Raw genomic sequence first — 19,618 nt, forward strand, 5'->3', positions numbered from 1 at the left:
ATGATCACTAAAAGCTCGGCAACTGCCCTACTTTTGATACATAAGTCACTTAAATTGGGTGTACTATTGTTACAAATTGTAAATATAAAAATTCACGCACTAAAAACAGTGATTTTAATCACGTTTAGCATGCGGGGAAAATATCACAAAAGAGACGTATGTCTCATTAAATTATGCAATAAATCCGATTACAATTAATTAGAGTGATGTAGATCTCTTTATTTTCACTGAATTCTTAAACTTGTAATTTTATTACAGGTAATTTGACTGGTTACAAAACGTAACATTTAACAGAAAATACAAATCACAATAACTTATTAACCCCTTTCAGCTACTGACTTCATTACATTTTTATGACATAAAATTTCTATCCAATATGACTAATAAAAACCAATAACAGAAGAAAATAAACAGTAATCTGAAAAATTGAAAAGTGGATGTCAGGAGTGAAAAAGCCGTCTAGTCGTCATGGATATGAAATAAATAAACTAGGCGGCTAATTAGTTAACCAATTAATAATGCCCTTACCTTGGCAGATAAAAACTCAGACACAATCACAGTGGCGAGTATAACCACTATAATTAACGTTACCTGTGGCCAAGCTAATACATTTAAAGATGATGAGAGGAATAGACCAATACCGCCTGCTCCCACTAACCCTAGAATCGTTGATTCTCGAATATTAATATCCCATCTGAAAATAATTACCCCTAAGAAAGCCGGTAACACTTGCGGAATAATCGCGTAGTTAATCACTTGAAAGCGTGAGGCACCAGTAGACTCAATCGCTTCCACACTAGTGGCATTGATCTCTTCAATACTTTCATAAAAGAGTTTGGCAATAAAACCAACTGACCTTAACCCTATCGCTAATACTCCAGCAAGAATGCCAGGGCCTAATATCATAACTAATAACAGCGCCCAGATTAGCGAGTTAATAGAGCGTGATGCCGCAATAATAAATAAGGCTATAGGTCTAACAAATAATACCGAGGGTGTGGTATTGCGCGCCGCTAAAAATGCCACAGGTAAAGCTATGATTAACCCTAATAAAGTCCCTAAGGTAGCAATATTAATGGTATCCCATAACGCTTTATACAGCTTATTAATATAAAACCAATCAGGTGGGAACATGCGACTAACCAAATCTGCCCCTTGTTCTGGCGCATCATAAACAAACTCCCAAATAGTATCTTCATTCATGATTGACCAGCAATAAACGGTTAACAATGCTAAGACAAAACAAGTACCCCATACAAGCCAGTTTTTGCGTCGAATATTCGACTGCCATAATGTATGTTGTGTTAACTGATCCATTTTCTAATCCACCCTGAAAGGTATTCGCAAATCATCACTATAATGATAATCAACAATAGAATTGCACCTGCTGAATCATACTCATAGCGATCAATGGCTGTATTTAATGTAGCCCCAATACCACCTGCTCCAACAATCCCAATCACCGCAGATTCTCGAAAGTTAATATCAAAACGATAAAAAGATAAGCCAACCATACGTGGCATAACCTGTGGCCAAATAGCCATATGGATGCTTTGTAACCATGAAGCGCCTGTAGATTTGATCGCCTCTAATTGTTTACGGTCAATCCCTTCAATCTCTTCGGCAAGTAATTTCCCCAAAAAGCCAATGGTTGCGTAGGTTAATGTTAAAAACCCAGCAAAAGCACCAAAACCAAATAGCGCAACGAGGAAAATAGCAACAATCACCTCTTGCATTGAGCGGGATACTGCAATGAAAGCACGACAAAATAAGTAAATAGGCTTAATTGATATATTACGAGCAGCCCCAATACCAAATGGTATTGATAACAATATCCCAGCAACCGTTGAGGTAACGGTAATCGTTAAACTCTCTAATATTCCAGCATAAATATCATTAGATCGAGTGATAAAGTCTGGATGTAAAAAGGCTGATAAAAAGTTCGATCCCCTTTCTAAGCCTTCATAGACTCGTGTCCAGTTAACATCGATACTACCAATACCTATCACTAGATAAACAAAAAACAACAACCAAAGTGATAAGCGCCAAAACTTACTGGCAACAATATAATGTGGCCTTTCCCAGTGACGCATCAATCATCCCCTTTATCTTGTTGCTCATCTGCAGGTTGCCAATCTTCATCACCATAAATGCGAGTTAATACCTGTTCATTTAACTCACTTGCCTGACCATCGAATACGATCTCACCACCTTGTAAACCAATGATTCGGTCAACAAACTGCATCGCTAATGGCACATCGTGGATATTAATAATCGCAGGTAAACCTTTTTCACGACAAATAGACTGGATCAAGCGCATGATCTGACGTGAAGTTTTAGGATCTAAGCTCGCTGTTGGTTCGTCCACTAATAATAAACGAGGATCTTGTGCTAACGCTCGCGCAATACCTACCCGTTGACGCTGCCCTCCCGATAATTCATCCGCACGTTTATTAGCATGATCAATCAAACCAACGCGTTGTAAATAATCGAATGCATTATCAATATCTTTTTGCGGGTAACGGCGGGTAAAGGATTGCCAAAAGACAAATAACCAAGACGCCCCGACAGTACGTTTTCCATCACACTTAATCTTTCAACTAATGCATATTCTTGGAAAATCATGCCAATGTAGCGTCTTTGCTGACGAATTTTTTTAGGAGATGCCTCACTAAGGTTTGTGCCATCTAAGGAGATACTCCCCGAAGAGGGCTTAATCAAACGATTAATGCAGCGAATTAAGGTCGACTTACCAGCGCCACTTGGTCCAATAAGCCCTACAATCTGCCCCTCTGGAATTTCAAGGTTAATATCGTTTAATACCAAGGGCCCTTTTTTATATTGTTTTTTAAGTGTTCAATTTTAAGCACAAGCTTTCCTATTGACAGGTGTAAGATACACCGTTTGCTGTATCGATTTTGCGAATAACTTCCCACTCGCTTTTGAAAGTAATAGGTAAGAATTGTCCTTCTTTACTAAACTCTTTTTGCAGTTTGCTGCCTTCCCAATTAAAAGTGAAAAAGGCTTCTTTAATTTTTGCTTGTAACTCAGGAGTTAAGTTATTTGCAACACCATAACCCGTAGTAGGGAAAGTCTGAGATTTATAGATAGATTTGATTTGCGACTGATTGATAACATCGCGAGAAATCATTCGTTTCAATACAGAGTTAGCCACTGCCGCTGCAGGATAATCTTTATGCGCAACGCCTAGAATAGAGTTATCATGTTTGCCTGAAAAAACAGGTTCAAAATCACGATCAGCAATTAAATCGAAATCTGCTTTTAAAATAGCAGAAGGTGCTTTAAAACCTGAATTAGAAGTTTGTGAAGTAAAGGCTAATTTATTGCCTTTAATATCACTTGGAGTATCAATGCCTGAATTTGGATAAGTGATAATTTCCATCTCATAACCAAAAGAGCCATCTTTTGCTGCCATCATAGTAAAGGGACGGAAACCAGCACAAGCAACCGCTAATGGGTTAGAGCCAGTGTTAAAACCAGCAACATGTAAACGACCAGCACGCATAGCTTCTATTTGTGCTGCGTTGGATTGAACGGGGAAAAATCTTACTTTTTTACCAGTCACTTTCTCCATATGTTCTAAAAAACCAGACCAAACATCAGCATAAACCGCAGGGTCTTCAACCGGAGTATAAGCAAATATTAACGTACTTGGATCTTTTAATTTAGATTTATCGGTAGGGATATCTGCCACTAAATCATTATCATTATCTGTATAACGACTATCCAATGAAAATGCTGCAGAAGCAGTATTAATAGATAGTACAGAAGCAGCCACTAAACTAAGAACTCGTTTCATACAAAAACTCCTAACATTAAACTTTAAAAAACAAATAAACTAAACAACTGATTTTATTAACATTAATTTTAATTTATTTAATTATTTTGATAAATTCGTGAAGATATTACTGCGATTATGTGACAGGTATATGAACATCATAAAAACAAAATAGAACAATAAAAATGTAATAAGGAGCCTTTTAATATAGGAAGGTCGAATTAGTTTGAGAGTGGTTTTATACCAATTATATTAAATAAGTGATCTAAATTTTGCGGAGAAAAAATGACTCAGTTTAAGACGTGAATAGAGCCTATCGATGGTTAACTTCGTTAATCATCTGTCGGAGAGTGAACGAAAAGATATTCATTCCTTAATGGCTGTTCCCTTTACTAAATTTACAACGAAGAAATAAGTTATTTTAACAAGTAAAGTAGATCAGTTAATTAGTATGATTGGTATTAGATAAGTAATTGTTTCAATAATTAAAATTAGTGGGTTAATTTACCCTTAAAATAGAACAACTAATTTAGGGACTCTACATAACAAATATCAAACATAGGAATAAAAGAACAAGGCAACATTTATCTGCTGCCTTATAAGGACAAGTTATTGCTTAAATTGACTTTTGTAACTTGATCTCACCAGGTGCGATAGGAGTTTGAACAGCAGGAATTCGAACAGACTCTGTCCAAGCTTCCGGACTGTCTAATGCACCAACAGCCTTTACCATACATCTCATATTCTTACCGGCGTCATCTGCTGTAATTTGGTATTCATTGCTTGCAGTGTAAGTTAATGGGTAGGCATTCGCATACCAGTAATAACGTATATCAGTAATGCCTACTATATTTGCCTGACAGGTAATGGTGCTTCCTTCTGTTTTATCGCCAGTAATAACTGGTCTACTACTAAATATATCTGGGAGCTCCATGATATTACTAGTTTTTTGTAAAACCTCGATAGAATCAATTGTAAAATCTTCACGGTCTGAACTCGGCTCTCCATCCGATGACCTTAGTGCATAGTCTAATTGTAAGTCTAACCTTTCAAGATAAGTTGGTGGTGTCGAAACTCTGCCTACTTCAACCCATTGATCATTGCCATCGCTATCTTGTATAGTCACATTGATATAAGTAATATCATCATCAACAACAAATTCCCAAGTATGGTATTCACCATCCCAAAACTCCATACCACCTGCAATTTTACTTTTGCTTCTGTCATTTGACCACTATAGGCTTTATAACTCTTATAGCTTTCTGCACTTTTAGCAAAAATATTATCCACGGCAGCATAATGATAATGAGAGGCCAGCCCATTTAACCAGGTGCCATTCTTACCATCAAATTCAAACCAATCCACTTCAATTCTATTAGCGGTTCGCCAAAATAAAAAGTCAGGGTCATATGACCAAAAAGCAGGGAATAATCCGCCAGCTAAGTCTGCTTGAGCAACTTCTGGGAACATCATTCGAATACGAAATACTTTTGGTCCTTCCCATGTATAACCATAACCCAAGTCATTAACACTATAAAAAGCCGCAGCTTTCCATCTGTCATTAACTTTTAATAAAGAGAGAGACTGCTTTTGTTCAGATTCATCGAATTCATAAACATTCGTTGTATCGTTGGGAGCAATTAAGGTCGCTGAAGCACCAACAGCTGTGTTAAAACCAGGCGCAGACCAAAGGTCTGATTCACCACTATAACTGGCTTTTACACGATCATTTCTAAAATCATCATAAAAAACACGTTCAAACCCTTCAACTTCCACTGGAGAACCACCTCCATTTACCTTAACGTCAGTACTATTAATACTTGTTCCCCATGCAGTCCATTGTTCATTATCGTGAATATAACGAGTAGGAAAGTCTTCTTTATCCATGACTGGGTTATTTGATTTGTAAATATGGCTGTTGGGTAAAATAATTGCGCTATTACCATCGTCTAAACGGTGCGCTGCCCACCCTGTCATTTTTCTTACCATTGCTTCGGTTGGTTCAGTTAAACCAAAAGCTAAAGTATCGTATGCCCAAGCCATATTTCCATCACTATCATCCCCTATGTAAGATGAAGTATCATTTCCAATTTCTGAATTAGCATAACGTTCAGGTTGAGCTGACTCGGTAGAAAGGCTAACTCCATTCACAGAAGCAAACATTTGCCCATAGCGAATACCAGTAACAACAACATTCCAAGTTTCTCCATCAGCAACCACTGCCGTTTTAGTTGTCATTAATCGTTTATCCAATCCATTCTCGTTTCGCCCAAGGAATTGGATATTTAGTCCAGTGGTTTTGTTATACCAAATTTTAGGAGAAGATTTGTTTGAGGCATTACCTTGGTTTATATCAACCATCACTGTTGTATCATCATCACCCGACTCAGCATCAATACGAAATGTAAAAATAGTCCAACGATAAGCCCATCGAGCTTCACGCTGTCCACTCATGGTTAGAAACTCACCAGAATTTTCTTTAAATTCAATACCACCATATTCAGTTTCTTTTTCGGGTCGTAAACTAATTGTTGATTGTGTTGCGTTACGAACACTATTACCTCTTGCACTATGACTGGCTACTTCACCCACCTCTACATCATCTTGAAAATAAGCTGTCATGATCCATTCAGGAAAGAGATTTAAAGCCCATGGCACTTTTTCTTCATTACTGGTCACTTCATCTCTAGAGATACGTAATGATAAAGGTAAGCGTCCATCAGTCTGTTCCAATATTGAGAACACCACCATCATCATTTGTATCATAGTTAGCAGATAGTTCTGGGTATTGCTGCTGGAGATAGTTTAATAATGCCTTCCGTTCTTGATCCTCATATAAACCATTCTCATCGATATCAAAATTTATGTTTGTATCTGCAAAACTCAATGTAGATACAATAAAAGAACAACACAGGGTTAATTTAATATAGAAGTTCATTGTTATATTTCCAAGATAAAGGATTTCATTTAAACGATAATCAATATATATAAATACAGACTAGTACCTATTACTTTTAATATCTACTCATTTAGTAATGTAAAAAATACAACGAGATAAAAATATAAAATCAAGATCTATTAAAGATTTGTAAAACCATGCAGTTATACCAATCCGCTTAATTATATGGACGAATATAACTATTGCTCTCATCACCTAATGTTATTTAATGATTATGGAAAACCCTGATTTCAGTTTATTAGCTAAAAGGCAGAAAAGTACTCGTATGAGAATCCGACTTTTAGCCTTAGCACATTTTTACGAAGGTCATTCGCGCTATCAAATTGCAAAGAGCTTAAAAGTAAGCAGAACAAGTGTTAATAAATGGATCACTCAGTATCATCAAGGTGGAATTGATGCATTGAATGATAAGATAACAATAGGCAGACCTTTTAGGCTATCTGAGCAATAACGTAACAAACTTAAAGATTACGTTTCTAACCAAGCTAAAAGCGACGCAGGCGGGCGATTAATAGGTACTGATATACAGACTTTTATTCAAACAGAGTTTGGTTTTGATTATCACTTGGCAATCGTTTACAAATTATTGAATAAGCTTGGTTTTTCATGGATAACTTCTCGATCTAAGTACCCTAAACAATCTCAGGTCATCCAAAAATATTTTAAAAATTCCAAATAAAAACGATCTCTAATATCCCAGCTCATATACCACTAGACCTAGTAAATATATGGCTTCAAAATGAAGCGAGATTTGGCCAGCAAAACACAACAACACGATTATGGGCAGAAACAGGTAGTCGGCCAAGGGCTGTAAAGTAGCAACAATTTGAGTATGCACATCTATTTGTGCTCAGTCTGTATTACCAATGGAAACTCAAAAGCCTTAGTGATGCTTTATGTTAATAAAGAAGTCATGACACAGCATTTACCAACAAATATCTATTAATACAGAAAATGATAAGCATACTGTTATATTAATGGATGCAGCGAGGTGACATACAGATGATCTCGAGACAGAGTTCAATAATCTTACCGTCATAAAGACCCACCATATTTCCCAAAGTTGAATCAAATTGAACAAGTCTGGAGTTGGTTACCCCAACATCATTTAGCGAATAGATGTTTGAAAGGATATAACACAATAGTAGAAACTGCCTGTAATACTAGGAATGACTTTATTGGTGATAAAAATAGAGTCATGAAAATGTGCCGTAGAGACTGGATAAAACTGACCACTTAATTAAAAGGGTTGCTATCATTCGCCCCTAGCTATCACACATAAGGTTGGCCACTACGTGGCACTTATTTATCCCATGCTCAAGTCGCTCAGCATAAATCAGCAGACATAAAAAAACCTGTCGACGTGAGTCAACAGGGTTCATTTAATGAGGCGCTTGGCGATGGGTGAACATTGCTCATGACCCATCGCTATCGCGATATTCGCCCTACTATCACACATCAGGATGGCGACTGCGTCGCTACTTTTGTTTATCCCATGTTCAAGTATGTCAGCATAAACCAACAGCCATAACGAAAAAATCCCTGCTGACATAGTCAACAGGGATTATTCGTATTAGGCGCTTGGCGATGACCTACTTTCACATGGGGAGACCCACACTATCATCGGCGCAGTTGCGTTTCACTTCTGAGTTCGGCATGGGATCAGGTGGTACCACAGCGCTATGGCCGCCAAGCATAAATTGTAATTAGGAAAGTGACATTCTAATGTTCTTTTTTGTTGTTGTTCTGTTTAATCAGCTCTATGTAAATACGCTATCACAAGCGCTTATATTTTAACGTCTTCTTTGACTATCTTGGTCACATAACAACACTACTTAGGTGTTGTATGGTTAAGCCTCACGGGTAATTAGTACAAGTTAGCTCAATACGTTGCCGCACTTACACACCTTGCCTATCAACGTTGTAGTCTCCAACGGCCCTTTAGGGAACTTAAAGTTCCAGTGAGAACTCATCTTGAGGCTCGCTTCCCGCTTAGATGCTTTCAGCGGTTATCGATTCCGAACGTAGCTACCGGGCAATGCTATTGGCATAACAACCCGAACACCAGCGGTTCGTCCACTCCGGTCCTCTCGTACTAGGAGCAGCTCCTCTCAATTCTCAAACGCCCACGGCAGATAGGGACCGAACTGTCTCACGACGTTCTAAACCCAGCTCGCGTACCACTTTAAATGGCGAACAGCCATACCCTTGGGACCGACTTCAGCCCCAGGATGTGATGAGCCGACATCGAGGTGCCAAACACCGCCGTCGATATGAACTCTTGGGCGGTATCAGCCTGTTATCCCCGGAGTACCTTTTATCCGTTGAGCGATGGCCCTTCCATTCAGAACCACCGGATCACTATGACCTACTTTCGTACCTGCTCGACGTGTCTGTCTCGCAGTTAAGCTGGCTTATACCATTGTACTAACCTCACGATGTCCGACCGTGATTAGCCAACCTTCGTACTCCTCCGTTACTCTTTGGGAGGAGACCGCCCCAGTCAAACTACCCACCAAACAGTGTCCCAAACCCCGATTCAGGGGCCATGGTTAGAACTCAAAACATACAAGGGTGGTATTTCAAGGTCGGCTCCACCGCATCTGGCGACGCGGTTTCAAAGCCTCCCACCTATCCTACACATGTAGGCTCTAAGTTCACTGCTAAGCTATAGTAAAGGTTCACGGGGTCTTTCCGTCTAGCCGCGGGTACACAGCATCTTCACTGCGATTTCAACTTCACTGAGTCTCGGGTGGAGACAGCATGGCCATCATTACGCCATTCGTGCAGGTCGGAACTTACCCGACAAGGAATTTCGCTACCTTAGGACCGTTATAGTTACGGCCGCCGTTTACCGGGCTTCGATCAATAGCTTCGACCTAAGTCTAACCACATCAATTAACCTTCCGGCACCGGGCAGGCGTCACACCCTATACGTCATCTTACGATTTAGCAGAGTGCTGTGTTTTTAATAAACAGTTGCAGCCATCTGGTATCTTCGGCCCCCAACAGCTTAGAGAGCAAGTCTCATCACCGTCAAGGGCGTACCTTCTCCCGAAGTTACGGTACCATTTTGCCTAGTTCCTTCACCCGAGTTCTCTCAAGCGCCTTGGTATTCTCTACCTGACCACCTGTGTCGGTTTGGGGTACGATCCTCATATTTCTGAAGCTTAGAGACTTTTCCTGGAAGTATGGCATCAATGACTTCACTACCTTAGTAGCTCGACATCGCGTCTCAGTATATAGCAACCCGGATTTACCTAAGTCACCTACCTACACGCTTGAACCTGGACAACCATCGCCAGGCCCACCTAGCCTTCTCCGTCCTCCCATCGCAAAATATAAGGGTACGGGAATATTAACCCGTTTCCCATCGACTACGCCTTTCGGCCTCGCCTTAGGGGTCGACTCACCCTGCCCCGATTAACGTTGGACAGGAACCCTTGGTCTTCCGGCGGGGAGGTTTTTCACCCCCTTATCGTTACTCATGTCAACATTCGCACTTCTGATACCTCCGGGATGGTTTACACCTTTCCCTTCGACGGCTTACAGAACGCTCCTCTACCACGCGTATAAATACGCGTCCGCAGCTTCGGTGATATGTTTAGCCCCGTTAAATCTTCCGCGCAGGCCGACTCGACTAGTGAGCTATTACGCTTTCTTTAAAAGATGGCTGCTTCTAAGCCAACTTCCTAGCTGTCTAAGCCTTCCCACATCGTTTCCCACTTAACATATACTTTGGGACCTTAGCTGGCGGTCTGGGTTGTTTCCCTTTCCACGACGGACGTTAGCACCCGCCGTGTGTCTCCCATGATTGCACTTGTTGGTATTCGGAGTTTGCAAAGGGTTGGTAAGTCGGGATGACCCCCTAGCCTTAACAGTGCTCTACCCCCAACAGTGATACATGAGGCGCTACCTAAATAGCTTTCGAGGAGAACCAGCTATCTCTTGGTTTGATTGGCCTTTCACCCCCAGCCACAAGTCATCCCCTAATTTTTCAACATTAGTGGGTTCGGTCCTCCAATTGATGTTACTCAATCTTCAACCTGCTCATGGCTAGATCACCAAGTTTCGGGTCTAATCCCAGCAACTATTCGCCCAGTTAAGACTCGGTTTCCCTACGGCTCCCCTAAATGGTTAACCTTGCTACTGAAATTAAGTCGTTGACCCATTATACAAAAGGTACGCAGTCACGGAATAAATCCGCTCCTACTGCTTGTACGTACACGGTTTCAGGTTCTATTTCACTCCCCTCACAGGGGTTCTTTTCGCCTTTCCCTCACGGTACTGGTTCACTATCGGTCAATTAGGAGTATTTAGCCTTGGAGGATGGTCCCCCCATATTCAATCAGGATTTCTCGTGTCCCGACTTACTCGTTTTCACTGTAAAGAAGTTTTTGTGTACGGGACTATCACCCTGTACCGTGGCACTTTCCAGAGCCTTCCACTAACTTTTAAACAGCTTAAGGGCTGTTCCGATTTCGCTCGCCGCTACTGTCGGAATCTCGGTTGATTTCTTTTCCTAAGGGTACTTAGATGTTTCAGTTCCCCTCGTTTGCTTCGCTATGCTATGTATTCACATAACGATGACACTAAGTGCCGGGTTGCCCCATTCGGAAATTCCAGGATATAACGCTTGTTATCAACTCCTCGGACTTATCGCAGATTACCACGTCCTTCATCGCCTCTAATTGCCTAGGCATCCACCGTGCACGCTTATTCACTTAACCATACAACACCTAAACAGTGTCTAAATGTGTATGTTGTTTCCAAGACGCTTGCGATTCTCATATTTACATATAAAAAACGTTTACGTTTTTCGTGCACCTAACACTCTAAGAGTGTGTAGATACGTACTCATTACATTTGCATGTAATGTGCATTTGTGTTCACATTTACTTCGTAAAAATGAACTATTTGCTTGATTACAATACTAAAACCTGAGTTTTAATATTGAGAACTCGTTTAATTCACGTTAATGAATTAAACATTTCGTTTTATTTATCACACCAATCAAGTTACAAGTAACTCATTGTTTTTGTGCGATAAATAAGAACATTTATCAGCTTTCCTAATTGTTAAAGAGCAGACTTTTTCGTTAAAAAAAGCCTTAGATAAAATGTGTTGTTTATCTAAGGCTTCTCACATGTTGGTCACTTCGTTTAAATGAAGTGGTGGAGCTATGCGGGATCGAACCGCAGACCTCCTGCGTGCAAGGCAGGCGCTCTCCCAGCTGAGCTATAGCCCCAACATGGTTTGTATAAATAGCAATCCAATTTCAATACAAGAAATTGGTGGGTCTGGGCAGATTCGAACTGCCGACCTCACCCTTATCAGGGGTGCGCTCTAACCAACTGAGCTACAGACCCATCTAGAGTCTATCTATACGTCTCTTTACTTTCTAATCAAACAATCTGTGTGGGCACTCACATCATTTCTACAAGTAGAAATAAAGGCTTATAAAAAGCTTGTTGTGTGTTTCTTTACGTAAGGAGGTGATCCAGCCCCAGGTTCCCCTAGGGCTACCTTGTTACGACTTCACCCCAGTCATGAACCACACCGTGGTCATCGCCATCCCGAAGGTTAAGCTAATGACTTCTGGTGCAGCCCACTCCCATGGTGTGACGGGCGGTGTGTACAAGGCCCTGGAACGTATTCACCGTGGCATTCTGATCCACGATTACTAGCGATTCCAACTTCACGGAGTCGAGTTGCAGACTCCGATCCGGACTACGACAAACTTTAGGAGATTCGCATACCATCGCTGGTTAGCTGCCCTTTGTATTTGCCATTGTAGCACGTGTGTAGCCCATCCCGTAAGGGCCATGATGACTTGACGTCGTCCCCACCTTCCTCCGGTTTATCACCGGCAGTGTCCCTAGAGTTCCCGGCATAACCCGCTGGCAAATAAGGATAAGGGTTGCGCTCGTTGCGGGACTTAACCCAACATTTCACAACACGAGCTGACGACAGCCATGCAGCACCTGTCTCAGAGCTCCCGAAGGCACTCTACTATCTCTAACAGATTCTCTGGATGTCAAGGGATGGTAAGGTTCTTCGCGTTGCATCGAATTAAACCACATGCTCCACCGCTTGTGCGGGCCCCCGTCAATTCATTTGAGTTTTAACCTTGCGGCCGTACTCCCCAGGCGGTCTATTTAATGCGTTAGCTTTGAATCCCACAGCATATAGCCACAAAATTCTAATAGACATCGTTTACTGCGTGGACTACCGGGTATCTAATCCCGTTTGCTCCCCACGCCTTCGCGCCTCAGCGTCAGTCTTTGTCCAGGTGGCCGCCTTCGCCACTGGTATTCCTTCAGATCTCTACGCATTTCACCGCTACACCTGAAATTCTACCACCCTCTACAAAACTCTAGTTAACCAGTTTCAAATGCAGTTCCAAGGTTGAGCCCTGGGATTTCACATCTGACTTAATTAACCGCCTACGCGCGCTTTACGCCCAGTAATTCCGATTAACGCTCGCACCCTCCGTATTACCGCGGCTGCTGGCACGGAGTTAGCCGGTGCTTCTTCTGCGAGTAACGTCACAGCTGCACTCTATTAAAGTACAACCTTTCCTCCTCGCTGAAAGTGCTTTACAACCCGAAAGCCTTCTTCACACACGCGGCATGGCTGCATCAGGCTTGCGCCCATTGTGCAATATTCCCCACTGCTGCCTCCCGTAGGAGTCTGGACCGTGTCTCAGTTCCAGTGTGGCTGGTCATCCTCTAAGACCAACTAGGGATCGTCGCCTTGGTAAGCCATTACCTTACCAACTAGCTAATCCCACTTGGGCTACTCTTATGGCGTGAGGCCCGAAGGTCCCCCACTTTGATCCGGAGATGTTATGCGGTATTAGCAGTCGTTTCCAACTGTTGTCCCCCACCATAAGGCATATTCCCAAGCATTACTCACCCGTCCGCCACTCGTCAGCAAAGTAGCAAGCTACTCTCTGTTACCGTTCGACTTGCATGTGTTAAGCCTGCCGCCAGCGTTCAATCTGAGCCATGATCAAACTCTTCAATTTAAAGTTTAATTTGCAACCTAAGTTGCGACTCAATATTACTGACTAAAACTATGTACCGAAGTACAATGTTATTCTGAATTAACTGCGATTGAACAAGTTCATTCGCTACGTTAATTATTAAGAAAACTACGTTTTCCTAACCTATTAATGAATTAATTCGTGTGTCACTAAATATTGATGTTACCTAACTAAGTTAGGATTTCTAATTTGAAATCACATCAACAATAAGTGCTCACACAGATTGTTTGATTAAATTGTTAAAGAGCGTGCCTTTCGGCTAGGCGGCGTATATTACGCGCCTTTCGAACAATGTCAACGTCTTATTTTAATTTTCTTTTTAACTTAGTTAAGAAGAAGTTAACGCGCTTATTTTGTTCTCAAACTCGCTGGGTAACTTGCGTTCCGTCCCGTGTCTGTGGATGCGCATTATAGGGATCTTGAAAAGGTAAGCAAGCGTTTATTAACGTTTTTTTTGAATTTAAGTTTGAATGATTATTTAGCGAACAACTTGGGGGATTTTCATACTAATTTAACGGTTTTTATGCTTTTTAACTGTTTATAATGATGCTCTTTCATTAACACCCTTATTTTTGTTTATATAGTGGAGACTTATATAGTGAGTAATATTGAAATATTAGTAGGTAGTACATTAGGTGCAACTGAATATGTAGCAGAAGCAACACAACCTTTTATTGAGGAAGCTGGGTTTACAACTAAAATACATTTTACTCCTAATATAGATGACTTAGATTTGGCCTCTGAACAATTATGGCTAATTTGTGTATCGACACACGGAGCTGGTGATTACCCAGATAACTTTAAAGTATTCGCAGAGCAGCTTTCAGAACTTGATGTTCAACAGTTATCGAATTTACGTTTTGGTATCGTCGGCATTGGTGATTCAAATTACGATACCTTTTGCTTTGCTGCAAAGAAATTGGATCTTCTACTTAGTGAGAAAGGAGCAAATCGTATAGGGGATCTATTTACTATTGATGTAGTGAGTTCTCCTATTCCTGAAGATGCAGTTACAGATTGGATCCCTACTTGGATAGAAGATCTTAAAAAACTAACAAATTAATTTGCAAGTTACCCACAAGGTTCTGTGCATAATCCATTTATAACTCTTGAATTAGTTTTGTGTAATTGTTTTATAATAATGTGTATAAAAAGCCCTGTGTATAAAGGCTTTTTCTATACTCAGGTTGATCGCATTAAGATCCCCTATTATGCACACGATCGGATCTCTTTTAAGATCCTGATCTTTAATTAGATATAAGTGTTTTACACAGATCTTGGCGTGCTTAATAAGTGTAGTAATAAAAGATCTTTAAAGATCTATATATAATACTAATACTATTCTTTTGCTATAAAATTAGCTTCTCGCTTTCCTTTATTTTTTAAAAGGGTAAAATCCAGCTTTAATTTTATATAGCTGTATTTGGATTATTATGATTTACCATGAACATTTTGACGTTATCGTAGTTGGCGGTGGCCATGCTGGTACTGAAGCTGCTGCTGCACCTGCTCGAATGGGATTAAAAACCCTATTATTGACTCACAATATTGAGACGTTAGGTCAGATGTCATGTAACCCTGCCATTGGTGGTATTGGTAAAGGACATCTTGTAAAAGAGATTGATGCTTTAGGTGGTTTAATGGCTAACGCTATTGATCAGGGTGGTATTCAATTTAGAACGTTGAACTCAAGTAAAGGTCCTGCTGTACGTGCAACACGAGCACAAGCAGATCGTTTATTATACAAAGCAGCTATACGAGAAAAACTAGAAAACCAAGAAAATTTGAAGATTTTCCAACAAGAAGTGGAAGATTTGATCATTGAAAATGATCGAGTGACTGGTGTCATTACCAAAATGGGTGTGCGCTTTTCTGCTAAAACAGTGGTGTTAACTGTAGGTACATTCTTAAATGGTTTAATTCATATCGGAATGAAAAATTACAGTGGCGGTCGCGCTGGTGATCCAGCTTCTGTTACTTTATCAGACCGTTTAAAAGAGATGCCTTTGAGAATGGGCCGTCTTAAAACGGGTACACCTGCACGTATTGATGCTCGTAGTATCGATTTTTCTGGTTTAGAAGTACAACATGGTGATAATCCAACACCTGTATTTTCTTTCTTAGGTAATCGAGAACAACATCCACGCCAAATTCCTTGTTATATCACTCATACCAATGAGAAAACTCACGATATCATTCGTGAAAACCTAGATAGAAGCCCTATGTATTCGGGTGTTATTGAAGGTGTAGGACCACGATACTGCCCTTCGATTGAAGATAAAATCATGCGTTTTGCAGATAAAAATTCGCATCAAATTTTTGTTGAGCCAGAAGGTTTAACAACGCATGAAGTTTATCCAAATGGTATTTCTACTAGTTTACCTTTTGATGTTCAGCTTAAGTTTATCCAGTCGATGAAAGGTTTTGAAAATGCTTTTGTTACACGACCTGGTTATGCCATTGAGTATGATTACTTCGATCCTCGCGATCTTAAATCAACATTAGAAAGCAAATATATCGATGGTTTGTTCTTTGCTGGTCAAATCAATGGTACAACTGGTTATGAAGAAGCCGGTGCACAAGGTTTATTAGCTGGTATGAATGCTGGTTTACAAGTACAAGATAAAGAAGCATGGGCTCCGCGTCGTGACCAAGCATATATGGGTGTTTTAGTTGATGATCTATCTACCTTAGGCACAAAAGAACCTTACCGTATGTTCACTAGCCGTGCTGAATACCGTTTATTGTTACGTGAAGATAATGCTGATACGCGTTTAACTGAAAAAGGCCGTGAATTAGGGCTGGTTGATGACGTTCGTTGGAAAGCATTCAGTGAAAAGCAAGAATCGGTAGAAAAAGAGTTACAACGTTTAAAAACTCATTGGGTAAACCCAGGTTCAACCAATGCAGAGCAGATTAACTCACTTTTGAAGACACCAATGCAACGTGAAAGTACGTTAGAAGCTATGATACGTCGTCCTGAAGTGGATTATGAAACATTAATGAAAGTAGAGGGTCTTGGTCCTGCTATCGAAGATCCAATCGCTGCTGAACAAGTTGAAATTAAGATCAAATATCAAGGTTATATTGATCGCCAGTTAGATGAAATTGCTAAACTGAAGCGTCATGAAGATACGGTATTACCGCGCGATCTTGATTATTCAGAGATCAAAGGCTTATCGAATGAAGTAACTACTAAGTTAAATGATATTAAACCTGAAAGTATCGGTCAGGCGTCACGAGTGTCAGGTATTACACCGGCTGCTATCTCAATACTCTTGATTCATTTGAAAAAGAGCGGCGTGCGTCGTAAGGCAGTTTAATGAGTTTACGTTCTGAATTAGATGCTTTATTAGCACAAACAAGTTTAAATATCACTGAGCAACAAACATTACAATTAGTTGAACTCGTTGAGTTATTGACCAAGTGGAATAAGGCTTATAATCTAACGTCTGTACGTGATCCTTCACAAATGTTGGTGAAACATATTATGGATAGCATTGTCGTATCTCCGCATTTATCGGGTAATAGTTTTATTGATGTTGGAACTGGCCCAGGTTTACCGGTCTACCTTTGGCTATTTTAAATCCAGATAAACAGTTTGTGTTGTTAGATAGTTTAGGAAAAAGATTGCGTTTTATAAGACAAGCTATATTAAGCTTAGGTCTTAAAAATGTTGAGATAGTGCAAAGTCGAGTTGAAGAGTTTCAACCTGAGAAAGGGTTTGACTGTGTGTTAAGTCGTGCTTTTGCATCATTAGAAGATATGTTGTCTTGGTGCCATCATTTACCCAATGAAAATGGGCATTTTTTAGCGCTAAAAGGACAATACCCTGAATCTGAGATCACTCATTTAGATTCTAAATTTGAATTTATAGAGTCAGTTACCTTACAAGTCCCACAATTAGATGGTGAACGCTGTTTAGTGAAAGTTAAGCGTGTATCGTAGTGACTATAATTTTTTAGGTAGGTATTTGTGGGTAAAATAATTGCAATTGCAAATCAAAAAGGTGGCGTAGGTAAAACAACTACGTGCGTCAATTTAGCTGCCTCAATGGCGGCGACTAAACGTAAAGTATTGATTATCGACCTAGACCCGCAAGGTAATGCAACCATGGGTAGTGGTATCGATAAATATGAAGTTGCCCATACTGCTTATGATCTATTGATCGACGAACTGCCTTTAGCTGATGTAGTTGAAACTGAAACCAGTGGTGGTTTTCACTTGGTAGCTGCAAATAGTGATGTAACGGCAGCTGAAGTTAAGTTAATGACTTTTTTCGCCCGTGAAACTCGTTTAAGAACCGCTTTAGAAGGTGCTAGAGACGTTTATGATTATATTTTCATAGACTGCCCTCCTTCGTTGAATATGTTAACAGTGAATGCGATGACTGCCGCTGATTCAGTGTTAGTACCTATGCAATGTGAATACTACGCTTTAGAAGGTTTAACGGCGCTGATTGATACGATCAGTAAATTAACCGCCGTGGTTAATGCGGATCTTAAAGTCGAAGGGATCTTACGTACCATGTACGATCCTCGTAATCGCTTATCAAGTGATGTATCAGATCAGCTTAAGAAACATTTTGGCGATAAAGTTTACAGAACAATCATCCCTCGTAATATTCGTCTTGCTGAAGCTCCAAGTTTTAGTAAACCAGTGATGTTTTATGATAAAAGTTCAACTGGAGCAAGAGCTTACCTATCTTTAGCAGGTGAAATATTAAGACGAGAAGAGCAATCTATTAGTACAGATCAGGAAGTCATTGAAGATGCTAAGTAAAAAAAGAGGCTTAGGTAAAGGATTAGATTCTTTGTTAAGTAGCAGTACTGTTACACGTAATAAACAAGTGTCACATGATATCCATGCCCAAAAAACACAACAACTGGTAAGTGATGAACAAGGTGCGTTACAGGATCTTAATATCAATCAGTTACAAGTGGGCAAATACCAGCCTCGTCGTGATATGGCATCAGATGCATTACAAGAACTTGCTAATTCGATTCATGCGCAAGGGATTATTCAACCTTTAGTAGTTCGTGAGACCGGTCATCAAAAATATGAGATTATTGCCGGTGAGAGACGTTGGCGTGCAGCTAAAATTGTTGGCTTAACTTCAATCCCTTGTTTAATCAAAAACGTTGAAGATGATGCGGCTATTGCGATTGCATTAATTGAAAATATTCAACGTGAAAACCTAAATGCCATGGAAGAAGCGATTGCTTTAAAGCGAATCGTTGATGAGTTTGAACTGACCCATCAAGAAGTGGCGAAAGCGGTAGGTAAGTCTCGTACAGCAGTGAGTAACTTATTGCGCTTAAACCATCTTAATTCAGATGTACAGGTACTGTTAGAGCATGGTGACCTAGAAATGGGGCATGCCAGAGCATTATTAGCCTGTGAAGGTGAACTACAATCTGAGTTAGCCAGTATTGTTGTGAGCAAAGCATTAAGCGTCCGTGATACTGAAAAATTAGTGAAACAAGCGCACAAGCCAGAAAAACAAAAAATATCTCCTCCAGTTTGTTCTAAAACTGAGTCATTAGTTACAACTTTAGAAAATAAATTTGGTCTCAAAGCTACGGCTAAAAATAGTCAAAATGGACGTGGCAAGTTGGTTATAGATTACACTTCTATTACAGACTTAGATGCATTGATCACATTAATTGAAAAAGTTAATAGATCTGAGTCATTATTAATCTGAATCAAATTCGAATTGAGTCATTTACTAGTAATATAACCTAATAAACTAGCAGACCTGTTGTCTTCTAATTCAATGGTTATATTGCATTGAATGGCTTTGTCGGTATAA

12 protein-coding genes, 2 tRNA genes, 3 rRNA genes and 2 pseudogenes are annotated in these 19,618 nt (G+C 40.1%); 6 read left to right on the forward strand and 13 right to left on the reverse strand.

Going from position 1 to position 19,618, the window contains the following annotated elements:
• Nucleotides 1-504: 504 nt before the first annotated feature.
• From phnE (ACLKL2_RS12045) to ACLKL2_RS12080, 8 genes are all read right to left on the reverse strand, one after another.
• Nucleotides 505-1,317 carry a phosphonate ABC transporter, permease protein PhnE gene (gene phnE, locus ACLKL2_RS12045; protein ID WP_413691845.1) on the reverse strand — a complete coding sequence of 271 codons (813 nt, stop codon included), beginning with the start codon at nt 1,315-1,317 and terminating at the stop codon, nt 505-507.
• Nucleotides 1,305-2,093: a phosphonate ABC transporter, permease protein PhnE gene (gene phnE, locus ACLKL2_RS12050; RefSeq protein ID WP_113820069.1), complete on the reverse strand. Its 789-nt coding sequence runs from the start codon at nt 2,091-2,093 to the stop codon at nt 1,305-1,307. The genes phnE (ACLKL2_RS12045) and phnE (ACLKL2_RS12050) overlap by 13 nt, the downstream gene beginning before the upstream one ends.
• On the reverse strand, nt 2,093-2,470 hold the full coding sequence (locus tag ACLKL2_RS12055; protein ID WP_413691846.1) for an ATP-binding cassette domain-containing protein: 378 nt from the start codon (nt 2,468-2,470) through the stop codon (nt 2,093-2,095). Before ACLKL2_RS12055 ends, phnE (ACLKL2_RS12050) begins: the two co-directional genes overlap by 1 nt.
• Nucleotides 2,467-2,826 carry an ATP-binding cassette domain-containing protein gene (locus tag ACLKL2_RS12060; protein ID WP_413691847.1) on the reverse strand — a complete coding sequence of 120 codons (360 nt, stop codon included), beginning with the start codon at nt 2,824-2,826 and terminating at the stop codon, nt 2,467-2,469. The genes ACLKL2_RS12055 and ACLKL2_RS12060 overlap by 4 nt, the downstream gene beginning before the upstream one ends.
• 52 nt (nt 2,827-2,878) lie before the next feature.
• Complete coding sequence (gene phnD, locus ACLKL2_RS12065) at nt 2,879-3,820, reverse strand: phosphate/phosphite/phosphonate ABC transporter substrate-binding protein (RefSeq protein ID WP_113820067.1); 942 nt, start codon at nt 3,818-3,820, stop codon at nt 2,879-2,881.
• Nucleotides 3,821-4,415: 595 nt separating this feature from the next.
• Nucleotides 4,416-4,994, reverse strand: a complete 579-nt coding sequence (locus ACLKL2_RS12070) for a hypothetical protein (RefSeq protein WP_413691849.1) — start codon at nt 4,992-4,994, stop codon at nt 4,416-4,418.
• Nucleotides 4,922-6,532, reverse strand: coding sequence for a hypothetical protein (locus ACLKL2_RS12075; protein ID WP_413691850.1), 1,611 nt, complete (start codon nt 6,530-6,532; stop codon nt 4,922-4,924). Before ACLKL2_RS12075 ends, ACLKL2_RS12070 begins: the two co-directional genes overlap by 73 nt.
• Nucleotides 6,519-6,737, reverse strand: a complete 219-nt coding sequence (locus ACLKL2_RS12080) for a hypothetical protein (RefSeq protein ID WP_413691852.1) — start codon at nt 6,735-6,737, stop codon at nt 6,519-6,521. The genes ACLKL2_RS12075 and ACLKL2_RS12080 overlap by 14 nt, the downstream gene beginning before the upstream one ends.
• A 235-nt stretch (nt 6,738-6,972) precedes the next feature.
• Here ACLKL2_RS12080 and ACLKL2_RS12085 point away from each other — a divergent pair.
• Nucleotides 6,973-7,998 (forward strand): annotated as a pseudogene (locus ACLKL2_RS12085) (IS630 family transposase).
• Between the two features lie 339 nt (nt 7,999-8,337).
• On the opposite strand, the gene rrf reads toward ACLKL2_RS12085, so the two are convergent.
• The 5 genes from rrf to ACLKL2_RS12110 form a co-directional block, all read right to left on the reverse strand.
• Nucleotides 8,338-8,452: ribosomal RNA gene (rrf, locus tag ACLKL2_RS12090) — 5S ribosomal RNA — on the reverse strand.
• 152 nt (nt 8,453-8,604) lie between these two features.
• Nucleotides 8,605-11,488: ribosomal RNA gene (locus tag ACLKL2_RS12095) — 23S ribosomal RNA — on the reverse strand.
• Between the two features lie 442 nt (nt 11,489-11,930).
• Nucleotides 11,931-12,006: transfer RNA gene (locus ACLKL2_RS12100), tRNA-Ala, on the reverse strand.
• A 44-nt stretch (nt 12,007-12,050) separates the two neighbouring features.
• Nucleotides 12,051-12,127: transfer RNA gene (locus ACLKL2_RS12105), tRNA-Ile, on the reverse strand.
• 119 nt (nt 12,128-12,246) lie between these two features.
• Nucleotides 12,247-13,788: ribosomal RNA gene (locus ACLKL2_RS12110) — 16S ribosomal RNA — on the reverse strand.
• Together the 16S, 23S and 5S rRNA genes with 2 tRNA genes alongside form the textbook arrangement of a ribosomal RNA operon.
• A gap of 616 nt (nt 13,789-14,404) precedes the next feature.
• Here ACLKL2_RS12110 and mioC point away from each other — a divergent pair.
• From mioC to ACLKL2_RS12135, 5 genes and pseudogenes are all read left to right on the forward strand, one after another.
• Nucleotides 14,405-14,869, forward strand: a complete 465-nt coding sequence (gene mioC, locus ACLKL2_RS12115) for an FMN-binding protein MioC (protein ID WP_413691854.1) — start codon at nt 14,405-14,407, stop codon at nt 14,867-14,869.
• A 370-nt stretch (nt 14,870-15,239) separates the two neighbouring features.
• On the forward strand, nt 15,240-17,129 hold the full coding sequence (gene mnmG, locus ACLKL2_RS12120; protein ID WP_113819597.1) for a tRNA uridine-5-carboxymethylaminomethyl(34) synthesis enzyme MnmG: 1,890 nt from the start codon (nt 15,240-15,242) through the stop codon (nt 17,127-17,129).
• Nucleotides 17,129-17,754 (forward strand): annotated as a pseudogene (gene rsmG / locus ACLKL2_RS12125) (16S rRNA (guanine(527)-N(7))-methyltransferase RsmG). Before mnmG ends, rsmG begins: the two are co-directional and overlap by 1 nt.
• 27 nt (nt 17,755-17,781) lie before the next feature.
• Complete coding sequence (locus ACLKL2_RS12130) at nt 17,782-18,588, forward strand: ParA family protein (RefSeq protein WP_113819599.1); 807 nt, start codon at nt 17,782-17,784, stop codon at nt 18,586-18,588.
• Nucleotides 18,578-19,510, forward strand: a complete 933-nt coding sequence (locus ACLKL2_RS12135; RefSeq protein ID WP_413691856.1) for a ParB/RepB/Spo0J family partition protein — start codon at nt 18,578-18,580, stop codon at nt 19,508-19,510. The genes ACLKL2_RS12130 and ACLKL2_RS12135 overlap by 11 nt, the downstream gene beginning before the upstream one ends.
• Nucleotides 19,511-19,618: the final 108 nt, after the last annotated feature.

The organism is Psychromonas sp. KJ10-2, from assembly GCF_047323255.1.
Lineage (GTDB): Bacteria > Pseudomonadota > Gammaproteobacteria > Enterobacterales > Psychromonadaceae > Psychromonas.

Bases quoted from the DNA above. Each gene is read 5' to 3' on its own strand.
- phnE (WP_113820069.1), bottom strand. From the start codon at position 2,093: ATGCGTCACTGGGAAAGGCCACATTATATTGTTGCCAGTAAGTTTTGG.
- phnD (WP_113820067.1), bottom strand. From the start codon at position 3,820: ATGAAACGAGTTCTTAGTTTAGTGGCTGCTTCTGTACTATCTATTAAT.
- ACLKL2_RS12135 (WP_413691856.1), top strand. From the start codon at position 18,578: ATGCTAAGTAAAAAAAGAGGCTTAGGTAAAGGATTAGATTCTTTGTTA.
- phnE (WP_413691845.1), bottom strand. From the start codon at position 1,317: ATGGATCAGTTAACACAACATACATTATGGCAGTCGAATATTCGACGC.
- ACLKL2_RS12070 (WP_413691849.1), bottom strand. From the start codon at position 4,994: ATGGAGTTTTGGGATGGTGAATACCATACTTGGGAATTTGTTGTTGAT.
- ACLKL2_RS12080 (WP_413691852.1), bottom strand. From the start codon at position 6,737: ATGAACTTCTATATTAAATTAACCCTGTGTTGTTCTTTTATTGTATCT.
- mnmG (WP_113819597.1), top strand. From the start codon at position 15,240: ATGATTTACCATGAACATTTTGACGTTATCGTAGTTGGCGGTGGCCAT.